This is a genomic window from Uliginosibacterium aquaticum (assembly GCF_012972705.2).
In the GTDB taxonomy this organism is placed as follows: domain Bacteria; phylum Pseudomonadota; class Gammaproteobacteria; order Burkholderiales; family Rhodocyclaceae; genus Uliginosibacterium; species Uliginosibacterium aquaticum.
The window spans coordinates 49499-64366 of the sequence record NZ_JABCSC020000006.1; the positions used below are offsets into that span (position 1 = coordinate 49499).

The 14868-nt window shown below is 63.4% G+C and carries 13 protein-coding genes; 8 read left to right on the plus strand and 5 right to left on the minus strand.

Features of this window, described 5'->3' with window-relative positions:
• Positions 1-434: 434 nt before the first annotated feature.
• Complete coding sequence (locus HJ583_RS17925; protein ID WP_170023196.1) at positions 435-1061, plus strand: DUF4241 domain-containing protein; 627 nt, start codon at positions 435-437, stop codon at positions 1059-1061.
• Positions 1062-1278: 217 nt separating this feature from the next.
• On the opposite strand, the gene groL is transcribed toward HJ583_RS17925, so the two are convergent.
• The 4 genes from groL to HJ583_RS17945 form a co-directional block, all read right to left on the minus strand.
• A complete protein-coding gene (gene groL / locus HJ583_RS17930; RefSeq protein ID WP_101940418.1) occupies positions 1279-2922 on the minus strand; it encodes a chaperonin GroEL in 1644 nt (547 codons plus the stop codon).
• A 102-nt stretch (positions 2923-3024) separates the two neighbouring features.
• A complete protein-coding gene (locus HJ583_RS17935) occupies positions 3025-3312 on the minus strand; it encodes a co-chaperone GroES (protein WP_101940417.1) in 288 nt (95 codons plus the stop codon).
• 317 nt (positions 3313-3629) lie between these two features.
• Entirely contained in the window at positions 3630-4493 is an 864-nt protein-coding gene (locus HJ583_RS17940; protein ID WP_170023197.1) for a DMT family transporter, read from the minus strand.
• 65 nt (positions 4494-4558) lie between these two features.
• The gene (locus HJ583_RS17945) at positions 4559-5314 is read right to left on the minus strand and encodes a FadR/GntR family transcriptional regulator (RefSeq protein WP_170023198.1); all 756 of its coding nucleotides are present in this window, start codon (positions 5312-5314) and stop codon (positions 4559-4561) included.
• Between the two features lie 197 nt (positions 5315-5511).
• Between HJ583_RS17945 and HJ583_RS17950 the strand changes: the two genes are divergently transcribed.
• The 7 genes from HJ583_RS17950 (at position 5512) to garD (ending at position 13885) form a co-directional block, all read left to right on the plus strand.
• Positions 5512-6900 carry an MFS transporter gene (locus HJ583_RS17950; protein WP_328824943.1) on the plus strand — a complete coding sequence of 463 codons (1389 nt, stop codon included), beginning with the start codon at positions 5512-5514 and terminating at the stop codon, positions 6898-6900.
• Between the two features lie 74 nt (positions 6901-6974).
• Positions 6975-8330, plus strand: coding sequence for a glucarate dehydratase (gudD, locus tag HJ583_RS17955; RefSeq protein ID WP_170023200.1), 1356 nt, complete (start codon positions 6975-6977; stop codon positions 8328-8330).
• 10 nt (positions 8331-8340) lie between these two features.
• A complete protein-coding gene (gene garL, locus HJ583_RS17960; protein WP_170023201.1) occupies positions 8341-9123 on the plus strand; it encodes a 2-dehydro-3-deoxyglucarate aldolase in 783 nt (260 codons plus the stop codon).
• Positions 9124-9156: 33 nt separating this feature from the next.
• Positions 9157-10047, plus strand: a complete 891-nt coding sequence (gene glxR / locus HJ583_RS17965) for a 2-hydroxy-3-oxopropionate reductase (RefSeq protein ID WP_170023202.1) — start codon at positions 9157-9159, stop codon at positions 10045-10047.
• Positions 10048-10064: 17 nt separating this feature from the next.
• Positions 10065-11345, plus strand: coding sequence for a glycerate kinase type-2 family protein (locus HJ583_RS17970; protein ID WP_170023203.1), 1281 nt, complete (start codon positions 10065-10067; stop codon positions 11343-11345).
• Positions 11342-12175, plus strand: a complete 834-nt coding sequence (locus HJ583_RS17975; protein WP_170023204.1) for an aldo/keto reductase — start codon at positions 11342-11344, stop codon at positions 12173-12175. Before HJ583_RS17970 ends, HJ583_RS17975 begins: the two co-directional genes overlap by 4 nt.
• 129 nt (positions 12176-12304) lie before the next feature.
• Positions 12305-13885: a galactarate dehydratase gene (gene garD / locus HJ583_RS17980; protein ID WP_170023205.1), complete on the plus strand. Its 1581-nt coding sequence runs from the start codon at positions 12305-12307 to the stop codon at positions 13883-13885.
• Between the two features lie 81 nt (positions 13886-13966).
• On the opposite strand, the gene HJ583_RS17985 is transcribed toward garD, so the two are convergent.
• Entirely contained in the window at positions 13967-14686 is a 720-nt protein-coding gene (locus tag HJ583_RS17985; RefSeq protein ID WP_170023206.1) for a FadR/GntR family transcriptional regulator, read from the minus strand.
• Positions 14687-14868 lie beyond the last annotated feature (182 nt).

The window sequence follows — 14868 nt, forward strand, 5'->3', positions numbered from 1 at the left end:
TAAAGCCGGCCTGCGCGGAGCGAAACGCTCTGCCTGAACCTGCCGTCCTCCGCTCGTGCGTCAAATCGCGCCGGAGTAACGCGGCAGGAATCCGCCCGGTGCGCAGCGCTGCAGTTCTGATCCGCTGCGTTGGTGAGCGGCGCGACCAATCCCCGTCTCGCCTGAGTGTGCGGGCTTCAAGCCGTGTGCTTCGCGGAGTGATGTCCCAAGAGGGCGCGTGCGTGCTGGCGCGTGATGACATTCGCTAGCATCGATGGCTTCAACCCTTGCTGCCACTGGCGCCGAAAGGACACCGCATGATGGGTCGTATGCCGCCTCCGCCATGTACCACGGCTTTGCTATCGCATCTGGGGGCATTCTTGTGTGGCGTACTGGGGCTGGTACTGAGTGCCTGCGGCAGCCCTCCGGCGCCGCCTCAGCAAGCCGGCGTGCAAATGCACAAGGGTCCGATCTTCAACGAGGCGTTCACGGATGGTTTCATGATTGCCGTGGATGAGCAGCGCTATCAGTTCCGCCCTCAGCTCATTGGCGAAATCCGCCTTGAAAGCGGCCAGCTCGTGGCCTGCGATCCGTTGGTCAGTTGCGATCTCCCCTTTACTCAAGCCGTGCCCGCCGGGCGTTTCCCACTTCAACTGGCGATTGCCCGCAATGGGGAAGATGAGCGGATCGGTTTCGCCCGAATCGTCTTTGCCCCGGGGCGGATCGAGGCCTGGGAGCTGGCGCTCACCGCCGGCCAGGATCGCGCCAGCCTCAAGCCGGGCGAATTCTTCGGTTATGGCGTGGACAGCGGAACCGGCGCATTCATGGATCTGGCCGCCTTGCGCGAATTCGAAGCGCGGCGCCAGCGTGAGGGAGAGGAATTCGACGATGCTTTGTTCGAAGAGCTCGACAAGCATTACCAGCACACGCGCAGCTGGCACCTGCTTGAAACCGCCAAGGGAACCGTGGCCATGTTCTCCAGTGGCTATGGCGATGGTGTGTATTCCACCTGGTTCGGTTACGACAGTCGCGGCAAGCTGATCGCTGCGATCACCGATTTTGGTCTGGTGCCCTGGGAGTGAGGGCTGGCAGGGCGTCGGCAGTTGCCTTAAAGGACCAAATGACTAGCTTCAAAAGCAAAACCCCGCGTGATGCGGGGTTTTGCTTTTGTAGTGCAGTGCGCTTGGGGCGCGGTTTCGCAAGCAATGGGCGCCAGGGCTAGGCGCCCGCCGCGCAGACAGTACATTTAGTACGGCAAGCGGCGGGCAACGACGCCATGGCGCGCAGTGCGCAGCGAAATTACATGCCCATGCCGCCCATACCACCCATGCCGCCCATGTCAGGCATGCCGCCGGCCGGCTTGTCTTCAGCCAGTTCGCCGATCATGCAGTCGGTGGTGAGCATCAGGGATGCGACGGAAGCAGCGTTCTGCAGTGCGGTGCGGGTGACCTTGGTGGGGTCCAGCACGCCCATTTCAACCATGTCGCCATAGACACCGTTGGCAGCGTTGAAGCCGAAGTTGCCCTTGCCTTCCAGCACCTTGGAGACGACCACGGAGGGCTCGTCACCGGCGTTCTGGACGATCTGGCGCAGCGGCTCTTCGATCGCGCGCAGCACGATCTTGATGCCGGCTTCCTGATCGGGGTTGTCACCCTTCACAGCGCCGATTTGCGAGCGGGCACGCAGCAGGGCCACGCCGCCGCCGGCCACGATGCCTTCTTCCACAGCAGCGCGGGTAGCGTGCAGGGCGTCTTCCACGCGAGCCTTCTTTTCCTTCATTTCGACTTCGGTGGCAGCGCCAACCTTGATCACGGCAACACCGCCGGCCAGCTTGGCCTTGCGCTCTTGCAGCTTTTCCTTGTCGTAGTCGGAGGTGGATGCCTGGATCAGTGCTTCGATCTGGGCGACACGCGCCTGGATGGCGTCAGCCTTGCCCACGCCGTCGATGATGGTGGTGTTTTCCTTCTCGACTTCGATGCGCTTGGCTTGGCCCAGGTCAGCCAGGGTGGCCTTCTCGAGCGACAGGCCAACTTCTTCGCTGATCACTTGACCGCCGGTCAGGATGGCGATGTCTTCCAGCATGGCCTTGCGACGGTCGCCGAAGCCAGGAGCCTTGACGGCAACAGTCTTCAGGATGCCACGGATGTTGTTCACCACCAGGGTTGCCAGAGCTTCGCCATCCACGTCTTCAGCGATGATCAGCAGCGGGCGGCCAGCCTTGGCGACTTGCTCCAGCACCGGCAGCAGGTCACGGATGTTGGAGACCTTCTTGTCGTACAGCAGCACGAAGGGGCTATCCATCGTGGCGATCTGACGATCTTGGTTGTTGATGAAGTAGGGCGACAGGTAGCCGCGGTCGAATTGCATACCTTCGACGACGTCCAGCTCGTTGTCCAGGCTCTTGCCGTCTTCAACGGTGATCACGCCAGCCTTGCCAACCTTATCCATCGCGGTAGCGATGATTTCGCCGATGGAAGCATCGCTGTTGGCCGAGATGGAGCCAACTTGAGCGATTTCCTTGGAGGTGGAACAGGGCTTGGAAACCTTCTTCAGCTCTTCGATCAGGGCTGCAACAGCCTTGTCGATGCCGCGCTTCAGGTCCATCGGGTTCATGCCGGCGGCCACGAACTTCATGCCTTCGCGCACGATGGCCTGGGCCAGCACGGTCGCGGTGGTGGTGCCGTCACCGGCGATGTCGGAGGTCTTGGAAGCGACTTCCTTGACCATCTGGGCGCCCATGTTTTCGAACTTGTCCTTCAGTTCGATTTCCTTGGCGACGGAAACGCCGTCCTTGGTCACGGTCGGGGCGCCGTAGGAGCGCTCCAGCACCACGTTGCGACCCTTCGGGCCGAGGGTGACTTTAACGGCATTGGCGAGAACGTTAACGCCAGCAACCATGCGTTCGCGAGCGGAATCGCCGAACTTGACTTCTTTAGCAGCCATTTATAGCTCCAGTGATATTCAGAAAATTCGTGGAATGAAAGGAGGTGCGCTGCGCGAGCGGAGCCTTCAGCCCGACCCGCATTCGTTGCGCGAGACCAGTCCTTACTCGATGACGCCGAAGATGTCTTCTTCGCGCATCACCAGCAGTTCTTCGCCGTCGACCTTGACGGTCTGGCCGCTGTACTTGCCGAAGATGACCTTGTCGCCAGCCTTCAGTTGCAGGGCGCGCACGGAGCCGTCATCCAGCAGCTTGCCGGTGCCCACGGACACCACTTCACCCATGTCGGGCTTTTCAACGGCAGAGCTGGCCAGAACGATGCCGGAAGAAGTCTTTTCTTCGGCTTCAACGCGCTTGACGACCACGCGGTCGTGCAGGGGACGAATCTTCATATCCACTCCTGTTAAGGGTTTGATTTAAAAAATCTTGGGTGCATGGCACCCGGGGGAACCCGGGGAGGGCCGGGGCGGCTGACGCCGCGCTGTTAGCACTCTCCCCTGACGAGTGCTAATGATAGGGGCGGGGTGGGGCGGTTTCAAGGGACGACCGTGAACTATTTTTGTTACGCACCAACGGCTTGGGTAAGCCAAGGCGGCCCAAAGCCGCTGGCAGAGGGGCTGCTGACAAGCCTCTGCAGGGGGGGCGATGCCTTACGGCGCCTTCTGTGCAGACACCGACGGAGGTTTGCAGGTACTCGTTCCGAGCGGGCTCAGTCTGCGTGTTCGGCCTTGTGTCCGCGCCACACAGCGGGGTGGGTACTGATCAGGCTGGCGACGATGATCATGGCGATGCCCAGGGTGGAGAGCAGGGAAATCCGGTCTCCCCACAGCAGCGCGCCGTAGAGGCTGGAGAAGATCACCGTCGAATAGCCTACGCTGGCCGTGACGATGGCCCGCCCGCGCCCGAAGGCCCGGCTCAGCGTGAGCTGGCCGAGGCCGCCGCACAGTCCGACAGCGATCAGGTAGCCCCACTCAAGCTCACTTGCCTGCGCGGCGGAAGAGGAGAGCCACAACGCCAGCGGCAGGGCCAGCAAGGCCGTGGTCAGGGAAAAGATGCACACGGTGCGCCATTCAGGCTCGCCGGCACGCCCCAACTCGCGCAGGTTAAGTTGCGCCACACAGGTCAGAAAGGCTGACGCCAGGCCATAGGCCGCGCCTACCCACTGCTCCTGGGCAAAGCTTGGCTGCAGCACCAGGATCACACCGGCAAAACCCAGCGCCAGCGCGCCAAACACCGCGCGCGGCGGCGGCTGGCGGAAAGACAGGATGCCCGCGAGAAACAGCGCCGAGGTGTTGTTAAGCGTGACCGCCGTGGCCAGCGGCAGGTGCGTGATCGCCAGGAAGTACAGCAGCATCGACAGGGTGCCGGCGGTGGAGCGATACAGGTGGCTCTTCCAGTGCGCCGAGTACAGCGAGCGCTGCTGCCACAGCACCCACAGGCCCAGGATCAGGGCCGGCACCAGACCACGCACACCCACGATCTGGCCGATATTGAAGTGGCCGCCAACGGATTTCACGCAGGCGCCCATGGTGGCAAACAGAAAGCAGGTCAGCAGCATCCACAGCGCGTTCATCTCGGCAACCCCTGAAAAGAGGCGCCATTTTTCGTCAGAAGACGTCGTATGACAAGGGCGAGGTTTCAGCCCGCATTCTGTCTGTCGCTCTCCTCGCTTGCCAGCCGCAGTCGTTCGCGGCTATTGGAGAGGTGCAGGCGCATGCCGGCGCGGGCGTTTTCAGGATCACGACGGGCAATCGCTTCGAGAATGTTCATATGTTCTTCATTGGAGCGGCGCAGATAGTTCTGGCCTGGCGCCGAGGAAAACACCGAGGTATCCAGCCGCGTGCGCGGAATGGTGTTTGTGCCGAGCTGTCGGTAGAAATTCTCGAAATACGGATTGCCGGTGGCCTGGGCAACGAGCAGGTGGAACTTGAAATCTGCGTCGACCGAGCTACCGCCTTTGCTGAGCTCGTCGTCGAATTCGCGCAGTGCCTGGCGCATCGCCTCTACCTGCTCATCTGTGCGGCGCATGGCGGCGAGGCCAGCCGCCTCGGTTTCCACACTGATGCGCAGCTCCAGCATGGCCAGCAGTTCGCGGATGGTCATGACCGTGGCGCTGTCCATGCGCAAGGGCGAGGCTGTCGCCTGAGCTAGCACGAAGGTGCCGACGCCGTGGCGCGTCTCGACCAGCCCGGCAGCCTGCAGGCGCGACATGGTTTCGCGCACCACAGTGCGGCTCACGCCATGTTCGGCCATCACTTCGGGTTCGGTCGGCAACTTGGCACCGGCCCGATAGACACCGCTGCGGATCTTGCCCGCCAGGTCGTTCATGACTGTTTCGACCAGGCTGGGACCGCGTTTGCGGGTTGGCTGCAGCGAGCCGTCTGCTTGGTTCATAGGGGTTTTCCGCAGTCAGAGATAACGCTTATAGGAAATGCTCATGCCGTCATTATACTGGCTGATAAGACGTACGACGACTGATGACTTGGCGACGTCTGCATCCGAGTTTTATCAGCGATGACTTGGCGGTGTTCTGGCCTGCGGTGAACGAAAGGTTTGCTGACAGTCCGGGGCCGTTCACACAGGAGACAAAAGTGGATAGCACGCAAGAAACTTCAGCAAAACGCAGTGTCGGCAGGACGCGCTGGTTCATCCTCGCGATCCTCTTCATTGTGACCACCCTCAATTATGCCGACCGCGCGACGATTTCGATCGCCGGGCCGGAAATCAAGAAGGCGCTCGGCCTGTCGCCGGTGGAGATGGGCTACATCTTCTCGGCCTTTGCCTGGTCCTACGTCCTTGCCCAGTTGCCTGGCGGCTGGCTGCTGGACCGCTTCGGTTCCAAGATCACCTATTTCTTCAGCATCTTCTTCTGGTCGCTGTTCACCCTGCTCCAGGGCACGGTCGGCTTCGTGTCAGGAGGCTTGGCGGTTGCCTTGCTGTTCGCCTTGCGCCTGCTGGTCGGGGCTGCAGAAGCACCGTCCTTCCCGGGCAACAGCCGGATCACTTCGGCCTGGTTCCCGACCGAAGAGCGAGGTCTGGCGGCGGCCCTCTTCAACTCGGCGCAGTACTTCGCCACCGTGCTGTTTGCACCGATCATGGGCTGGATCGTGCATACCTATGGCTGGGAAAGCGTCTTCTACGTGATGGGCAGCCTCGGTATTGTGGTGGCCTTCGTGTGGATGAAGACGATCTACGGGCCGAAGAGCCATCCCAACGTCAGTGTCGAGGAGCTGGATTACATCGAGGCCGGCGGCGCACTGGTTGATCTCGACAGCGCCCATGCCGCTCCCAAGCAGGTGAACACCTGGGCCTGTATCAAGGAGCTGCTCAGTAACCGCATGCTGCTGGGCGTGTATATCGGCCAGTACTGCATCACCACCCTGACCTACTTCTTCCTGACTTGGTTCCCGGTGTATCTGGTGCAGGAACGCCACATGACCATCCTCAAGGCTGGTTTCGTGGCCTCGCTTCCGGCCGTGGCCGGCTTCCTTGGCGGCGTGCTCGGCGGTTTCATCTCCGACCGCCTGATCAAGGCCGGCTATTCCCTCTCCGTGGCACGCAAGACGCCGATCGTGATGGGCATGCTGATGTCGATGAGCATGATTGCCTGTAACTACGTCGAGGCCGACATGGTCGTCGTCGCCATCATGTCGCTGGCCTTCTTCGGCAAGGGCGTGGGTGCACTGGGCTGGGCGGTAGTGGCTGACACCTCGCCGAAGGAAGCGGGCGGTCTCTCCGGCGGCCTATTCAACACCTTTGGCAATACTGCCGGCATTACCACCCCGATCATCATCGGCTACATCGTACAGGGCACCGGTTCCTTCTCTGGCGCACTGGTCTTCGTGGGTGCCAATGCCGCGGTGGCGATCCTGAGCTATCTGCTGATCGTCGGCGAGATCAAGCGGGTGACCCTGAAGAAGTCCCTGCTGGGTGATCAGGCGAGCGCAACAGGCGCCCTGCCCGCAGCCGCCCGCAGCTGAAATCACAAGACCTCCCTCTTGAGCCGCCCTCCATGCGGGGGCGGCCAAATCAAAACAGCATGGAAGCAATCATCATGAATCAGACCACAGGCAATCAGCGCGTCAGCGGCGCTCCGAAGATCGTCAATCTGCAAGTGATCCCGGTGGCTGGGCAGGACAGCATGGAGCTGAACCTCTCCGGTGCGCACGGTCCCTTCTTCACCCGCAACATCGTGATCATCACCGACAGCGCCGGCAACACCGGCCTGGGTGAAGTGCCCGGTGGCGAGAAGATCCGCCAGACCATCGAAGATGCACGCCCCTTCATGATCGGCAAGGCCCTGGGCGACTACAACGAGATCCTCAACGCCATGCGCCGTGCCTTCGCAGACCGCGATGCCGGTGGCCGTGGTCTGCAGACTTTCGATCTGCGCACCACGATTCACGCCGTCACGGCGGTTGAATCGGCCCTGCTGGACCTGCTCGGCCAGTTCATGAACGTGCCGGTCGCCGCCTTGCTGGGCGAAGGCATGCAGCGTGAGGCGGTCGAGATCCTCGGCTACCTGTTCTATGTGGGCGACCGCAAGAAGACCACGCTGAACTACCGCAGCGAAGAAGGCGCGGACAACGACTGGTTCCGTCTGCGCAATGAAGAAGCCCTCACCCCGGAAGCCATCGTGCGCCTCGCCGAAGCCACTCACGCCCGCTACGGTTTCAACGATTTCAAGCTCAAGGGCGGTGTGCTCTCGGGCGACGAAGAGATGGAAGCCATCATCGCCCTGCACGAGCGCTTCCCCGAGGCCCGCATCACGCTGGATCCGAACGGCGCCTGGTCGCTGGCCGAGGCCATCCGCCTGTGCCGCGACAAGCACGGCATCCTGGCCTACGCCGAAGACCCCACCGGGGCCGAAGGCGGCTTCTCCGGCCGCGAGGTGATGGCTGAATTCCGCCGTGCCACCGGCCTGCCGACCGCCACCAACATGATCGCCACCGACTGGCGCCAGATGGCCCACTCGATCCAGCTGCAATCGGTCGACATCCCACTCGCCGATCCCCATTTCTGGACTATGCAGGGCTCGGTGCGTGTCGCGCAGATGTGCGAAATGTTCGGCCTCACCTGGGGCTCGCATTCCAACAATCACTTCGACATTTCGCTGGCGATGTTCACCCACGTCGGCGCAGCTGCGCCGGGCAAGGTCACCGCCATCGACACGCACTGGATCTGGCAGGACGGGCAGCGCCTGACCAAGGAGCCCTACAAGATCGAAGGCGGCCTGATCCGCGTGTCGAACAAGCCGGGTCTGGGCCTGGAAATCGACATGGCCGAGGTCGAGAAGGCCCATCAGGCCTACAGGAACATGGGCCTCGGCGCGCGTGATGATGCGGTCGCCATGCAGTTCCTGATTCCGGGCTGGACCTTCAACAACAAGCGCCCGTGCCTGGTGCGCTGAGGACATGAGCATGAACACAAATGCCTACACCCCCATCCCCAACAGCTTCAAGCGCCGCCTGCGCGAGGGCGACAAGCTGATCGGCTGCTGGCAACAGCTGACTAGTCCGTTCTCGGTCGAGATCATCGGTCTGGCCGGCTTCGACTGGTTGCTGCTCGATGCCGAGCATGCGCCCAATGACATGCAGACCCTGGTCATGCAGCTCATGGCGCTGAAAGACAGCCCGAGCGCCCCGATCGTGCGGCCGCAGTGGAACGATCCGGTGCAGATCAAGCGCCTGCTTGATGCCGGCTTCTACAACTTCCTCGTGCCCTTCGTCGAGAACGCACAGCAGGCCACCGCCGCGGTGGCCGCCACGCGCTACCCGCCCGAAGGCATCCGTGGCGTATCGGTGGCCACGCGCAGCAACCGCTACGGCACGGTGCCGGATTACCAGAAGGTGGTGAACCACAATATCGTGGTCGCCGTGCAGATCGAAACACGCTCGGCCGTGGCCGACATTGACGCGATCTGCGCCGTGCCGGGCGTGGATGTGCTGTTCATCGGCCCCTCGGATCTGGCCGCCGGTTACGGCTACCTCGGCGATCCGGGGCACCCCGAGGTGCAGGCAGCCATCGCCACCGTCGTGGCCGCCGGCAAGAAGCACGGGGTGGCCGTGGGCATCCTTGCTCCGGTGGAGGCCGATGCGCGCCGCTATATCGAGATGGGCATCACGATGGTCGCGGTGGGCAGCGACATCGGCCTGCTGCGCGCCGGCAGTCAGACACTGCGCGACCGCTATGTCGGCGCGTGAGCAGAATTCATCAATCATCAAGGAACGAAAAGCATGAGCAAACTGGGTTTCGTAGGGCTGGGCATCATGGGCACGCCGATGGCGGCCAATCTCATCAAGGGCGGCCATGAGCTGGCGCTGTTTACCATCGGCCCGGTGGCCCCGGCGCTGACCGAGGCCGGCGGCAAGGTGTACGCCTCTGCGAAGGAAGTCGCACAGAAATCCGACATCATCTTCATCATGGTGCCGGATACCCCGCACGTGGCGGCCGCGCTGTTCGACGAGCACGGCATCGCCGCGGGCCTTACGGCCGGCAAGATCGTGGTGGACATGAGCTCGATCTCGCCGATCGAGACCAAGGAGTTCGCCGCCAAGATCCGCGCCCTGGGCTGTGAGTATCTGGATGCGCCGGTTTCCGGTGGCCAGGTCGGCGCCGAAGCCGCCACGCTCTCCATCATGGTCGGCGGCAGCGAAGCCACCTTCAACACCGTCAAGCCGCTGTTCGAGCTGATGGGCAAGAACATCACCCTGGTCGGCGGCAATGGCGACGGCCAGACCGCCAAGGTCGCCAACCAGATGATCGTGGCGATGAACATCCAGGCCGTGGGCGAGGCGCTGCTGTTTGCCTCCAAGGCCGGCGCCGATCCGGCGCGGGTGCGCCAGGCCCTGATGGGTGGCTTCGCCTCCTCGAAGATTCTCGAAGTGCATGGCGAACGCATGATCAAGCGCACCTTCAATCCGGGCTTCCGCATCGAGCTGCACCAGAAGGATCTGAACCTCGCGCTCAGCTCCGCGCGCAAGCTCGGCGTGGCCCTGCCCAACACCGCCACCTGCCAGGAAATGTTCAATACCTGCGCAGCCCACGGCGGCGCGGCCTGGGATCACTCGGCGCTGGTGCGGGCGCTGGAGATCATGGCCAACTTCGAAGTCGGCCAGAAGGCCTGAGCGGAAAGGGGATGCACATGAGCAGCCAGCGTTCTGCCGAAAGTCTCCTGCGGGACATGTTCCTCGCTGCCATCGAGGCCGCGCAGCCCGCTCACTGCATCCCCGCCTTCCTGCCGGAATCGCCGCGCGGGCGGCTGATCGTGATCGGGGCCGGCAAGGCCTCGGCGGCGATGGCCGCGGCGGTGGAAGCGGCCTGGCCGGGCAAGCTCGAAGGCCTGGTCGTCACCCGCTACGGTTACGCCGTGCCCTGCCGGCAGATCGAGATCGTCGAAGCCGCCCACCCGGTGCCGGATGAAGCCGGCCTCACGGCCGCGCAGCGCATCCTCGATCTGGTCAGTGGGCTGACTGCCGACGACACCGTGCTGTGCCTGATCTCGGGCGGAGGCTCGTCCTTGCTGCCCTTGCCCCTGCCGGGCCTCAGCCTGGCCGACAAGCAGGCCGTGAATCGCGCGCTGCTGGCCTCGGGCGCTTCGATCAGCGAGATGAACTGCGTGCGCCGTCACCTCTCCGCGATCAAGGGCGGGCGCCTCGCCGCCGCCTGCCATCCGGCGCGCGTGGTGACCCTGCTGATTTCCGATGTGCCGGGCGACAAGCCCTGCGACATCGCCTCCGGCCCCACCGTGGCCGACATCACCACCTGCGAAGACGCGCTGGCCATCGTGCGCCGCTACGGCATCGCGCTGCCGGCGAACGTGCTCGAAGTGCTCGCCAGCCCGGCGGCCGAATCCATCAAGCCGCTGGACCCGCGTCTCGAATATTGCGAGACGCATCTGATTGCCACGCCGCAGATGGCCCTCGAAGCCGCGGCCAAAGTGGCGCTGGATGCTGGCGTGACGCCTTATATTCTCGGCGACAGCATCGAAGGTGAGGCGCGCGATGTGGGCAAGGTCATGGCAGGCGTGGCGCTGCAGGTCGTGACGCATGGCCAGCCTTTCCGTACCCCCTGCGTGCTGCTATCGGGCGGCGAAACCACCGTCACCCTGCGCGGCCAGGGGCGCGGTGGGCGCAACGTGGAATTCCTGCTCTCGCTGGGCATTGCGCTCGACGGCGCCGCCGGCGTGCATGCGCTGGCCGGCGATACCGACGGTGTCGATGGCGTCGAAGAAATCGCCGGCGCCTATCTCGCTCCGGACACCCTGCAACGCGCCTGGGAGCAGGGCATCCGCCCCAAGGACAGCCTCGCCAATAACGACGGCCATGGCTTCTTCGGCGCACTCGACAACGCGGTGGTGACTGGCCCGACCCTGACCAACGTGAATGACTTCCGCGCCATCCTGATTGAGGAGCCACAGGCATGAAAACCGTGACCCTGCCTGGCGGCGAAGCAGTGCCCGCACTCGGCATGGGCAGCTGGATGATGGGTGAAGTGCGCGCCAATCGGGCGCGCGAGCTGGCGGCCCTGCAGGCCGGGCTGGATGCGGGGCTGAGCCTGATCGACACTGCCGAGATGTATGGCGATGGTGAATCGGAACGCCTCGTCGGCGAAGCCATCCGGGGTCGGCGCGACGGCGTCTTCCTGGTCAGCAAGGTTTATCCCTTCAACGCCGGGCACCGCAGCATGATCAGCGCCTGTGAAGCCAGCCTGAAGCGTCTCGGGACCGACCGGCTCGACGCCTATCTGCTGCATTGGCCCGGCTCCATTGCGCTGGACGAAACCCTGGAAGCTTTCGAGCGCCTGCAACGTGAAGGCAAGATCCGCTACTGGGGCCTGAGCAATTTCACCGCGCTCGGTATCGACGATGTACTGAAGGCCTCGCACGGCAAGCTTCCGGTGTGCAATCAGGTGCTCTACAACCTTGGCCGGCGCGGCATCGAATGGGATCTGCAGCCCTGGTGTCGTGCGCACGGCATTCCGCTGATGGCCTATTCGCCGCTGGAACAGTCGCGCCTGCTGCACGATCCGGGCCTCGGCCGCATCGCAGCCTCCCTGAACCTCACTCCGGCTCAGCTCGCACTAGCCTGGCTGCTCGGTAACGATCAATGCATCATCATTCCGAAGGCCTCGAGCCCGCCGCGCGTGCTCGAAAATGCCGCCGCCCTGTCACTTGAACTGGATGCCGCCACGCGCGCCGCCCTGGACATTTTTTTTCCACCTCCCGCAGCGGCCACGCCGCTCGAAATGCTCTGAAGCAGGCTTGCTTCAGGCGTAGAACAGGACGGGGCGCCGAACACCGTGCCATGGCACGGCGAGGCGATCCAGACAAGTTATACGTTTGAAGGCAACTCCGCAGGACAAGACGAAAGTGAAGGAAACGCCATGAATATCCCGAATACCGGCAAGGCCCCACTGATCATTCGCATGCACCCGGCCGACAACGTGGCCGTGATCGTCGGCGTGGGTGGCCTGCCCGCCGGCACCGAGGTCGCGCCCGGCGTGGTGCTGCGCGAACATGTGCCGCAGGGCCACAAGGTGGCGCTGGAGCCGATCGCCAAGGGCGAGGTGGTGCGCCGCTACGACGTGAGTATCGGCACCGCCCTCGAGGATCTCGCCGCCGGCCGCTGGGTCAACGAGACGCTGCTGGCGATGCCTGAGGCTGTCGGCCTTGAAGGCCTGCCGCTGGCCACCCGCCAGCCACCGCAACATGCGCCGCTTGAAGGTCACACCTTCATGGGCTACCGCAATGCCGATGGCAGCGTCGGCACGCGCAACCTGCTGGCCATCACCACCACCGTGCAGTGCGTGGCCGGCGTGGTCGAGCATGCCGCCAAGCGCATCCGCGAGGAGCTGCTGCCGCAATACCCGAACGTGGATGGCGTAGTGGCGCTGAACCACACCTACGGCTGTGGCGTGGCGATCGACGCGCCCACCGCCATCATCCCGATCCGCACCGTGCGCAACCTCGCCCTGAATCCGAACTTCGGCGGCGAGGTGCTGGTGGTGAGCCTGGGCTGCGAAAAGCTGCAGCCCGAGCGCCTCGATCTGCCCAAGGCGGTGATGCTCAAGCAGGAAACCGACAGCACTGAAGGCCTCGACGTTGTCTGCTTGCAGAACGAACAGCACGTCGGCTTCGGCGCCATGATCGATTCCATCCTGCTGCGCGCCCGCGTCCATCTGGAACGCCTCAACGCGCGGCGCCGCGAGCCATGCCCGGCCTCCAAGCTGGTGGTGGGCATGCAGTGCGGCGGCTCGGACGCTTTCTCCGGCATTACCGCCAACCCGGCGCTGGGCTATGCCGCCGACCTGCTGGTGCGGGCCGGCGCCACCGTGATGTTCTCCGAGAACACCGAGGTCCGCGATGGCGTGCGCCAGCTCACCGAGCGTGCCGCCACGCCCGAAGTGGGCCAGGCGATCATCCGCGAACTTGGCTGGTATGACGAATACCTGAAACTGGGCCAGGTGGACCGCAGCGCCAACACCACCCCCGGCAACAAGAAGGGCGGGTTGTCGAACATCGTCGAGAAGGCCATGGGCTCGATCGTGAAGTCCGGCTCATCGGCGATTTCCGGCGTGATCTCGCCCGGTGAGCGCCTGGCAGACCGCGGCATCACGTCCGGCCTGGTGTATGCCGCTACGCCGGCCTCGGATTTCATCTGCGGCACGCTGCAACTGGCGGCCGGCATGAACCTGCACATCTTCACCACCGGCCGTGGCACGCCCTATGGCCTGGCCGAATGCCCGGTGATCAAGGTCGCCACGCGTACCGATCTGGCCCGCCGCTGGCACGATCTGATGGACGTGAACGCCGGCCGGATTGCTGACGGCGAGGCCAGCATCGAGTCCCTGGGTTGGGAAATCTTCCAGCTCATGCTCGAAGTGGCCAGCGGTCGCAAGACCTGGGCCGAGCAGCTGAAGCTCTACAACGCGCTGACCCTGTTCAACCCGGCGCCGGTGACCTGATCCGCCGCATCCCGGATAGCAGAGAAGCCCGCAAATGCGGGCTTCTCTGTTTTTGCACCGGCCCTGCTGCAGGTACAAGGCTCATGGATTGTGCAAGGCCGCGCTGCGTAGCAGGCGCGCCTTGCTTTCGGAAAGATGCATGCGCAGTGCCGCGCGGGCAGCCTCCGGATCCTGGCGTTCGATGGCGAAGCAGATCTGCTCGTGTTCGCGCTGGGCGTGGTTCAGGAATTCCTCGGGCGAACGGCTGCTGAGGCGGCCCGGGCGCATGCTGGCGCGTGTCATCAACAACTCGCTGACATAGTGGAAGAGCTTCAGGAAGTGCGGATTGCCAGCCGCCTCGGCAATCAGGCGGTGGAAGCGCAGATCCGGCTCAAGGGCATTTTCATCACGCAGGATGGCTTGTTCGATGTCGCGCAAGGCCTGTTTCATGGCCTCCAGCTGCTCCGGCGTACGGCGTTGGGCAGCGAGCACCGCGGCTTCTGACTCCAGTCCGATACGCAATTCGAGCAGAGACACCACTTCCTGGATGTCCGTGAGATGGCCTGAATCAATATGGAATCCCTTGGCCGCTTCCTGCTGCAGCACGAAGGCGCCGGAGCCCTGACGCGTCAATACCCGGCCGTTGGCACGCAGGTTGGCAATGGCTTCGCGTACGACAGTACGGCTCACCCCGAACTCGCTGATCATTTTTTGCTCGCTCGGCAATTGGGTGCCGACAGCGTACTGGCCGGAGGTGATCCGTTCGGCCAGGGTGCGGGTCAGCTGGCCAGTCAGGGTTTCGCGCGGCCGGGCTTTATTCATGCCGTACTCCTGTGGGCTACCTGTCATGATGACTTTTAACTCGTGTGACGTCTTGAACTCATTATATGACTAGTTCCAAGTGCTTTTTCTCTCCAAGGGAAAGCCCTGATAGAGACGCTTTGAGGCCTTAAAAATCAAAAAATAGGCATTTATTCAAGGGTGTATGAAAAAAACCTAGGGTA

Excerpts from the sequence above, each read along its gene's own strand:
- garL (WP_170023201.1), top strand. The coding sequence starts at position 8,341 with ATGAACACAAATGCCTACACCCCCATCCCCAACAGCTTCAAGCGCCGC.
- gudD (WP_170023200.1), top strand. The coding sequence starts at position 6,975 with ATGAATCAGACCACAGGCAATCAGCGCGTCAGCGGCGCTCCGAAGATC.
- HJ583_RS17940 (WP_170023197.1), bottom strand. The coding sequence starts at position 4,493 with ATGAACGCGCTGTGGATGCTGCTGACCTGCTTTCTGTTTGCCACCATG.
- HJ583_RS17945 (WP_170023198.1), bottom strand. The coding sequence starts at position 5,314 with ATGAACCAAGCAGACGGCTCGCTGCAGCCAACCCGCAAACGCGGTCCC.
- HJ583_RS17935 (WP_101940417.1), bottom strand. The coding sequence starts at position 3,312 with ATGAAGATTCGTCCCCTGCACGACCGCGTGGTCGTCAAGCGCGTTGAA.
- HJ583_RS17925 (WP_170023196.1), top strand. The coding sequence starts at position 435 with ATGCACAAGGGTCCGATCTTCAACGAGGCGTTCACGGATGGTTTCATG.
- garD (WP_170023205.1), top strand. The coding sequence starts at position 12,305 with ATGAATATCCCGAATACCGGCAAGGCCCCACTGATCATTCGCATGCAC.
- HJ583_RS17985 (WP_170023206.1), bottom strand. The coding sequence starts at position 14,686 with ATGAATAAAGCCCGGCCGCGCGAAACCCTGACTGGCCAGCTGACCCGC.
- glxR (WP_170023202.1), top strand. The coding sequence starts at position 9,157 with ATGAGCAAACTGGGTTTCGTAGGGCTGGGCATCATGGGCACGCCGATG.
- HJ583_RS17975 (WP_170023204.1), top strand. The coding sequence starts at position 11,342 with ATGAAAACCGTGACCCTGCCTGGCGGCGAAGCAGTGCCCGCACTCGGC.
- HJ583_RS17970 (WP_170023203.1), top strand. The coding sequence starts at position 10,065 with ATGAGCAGCCAGCGTTCTGCCGAAAGTCTCCTGCGGGACATGTTCCTC.
- groL (WP_101940418.1), bottom strand. The coding sequence starts at position 2,922 with ATGGCTGCTAAAGAAGTCAAGTTCGGCGATTCCGCTCGCGAACGCATG.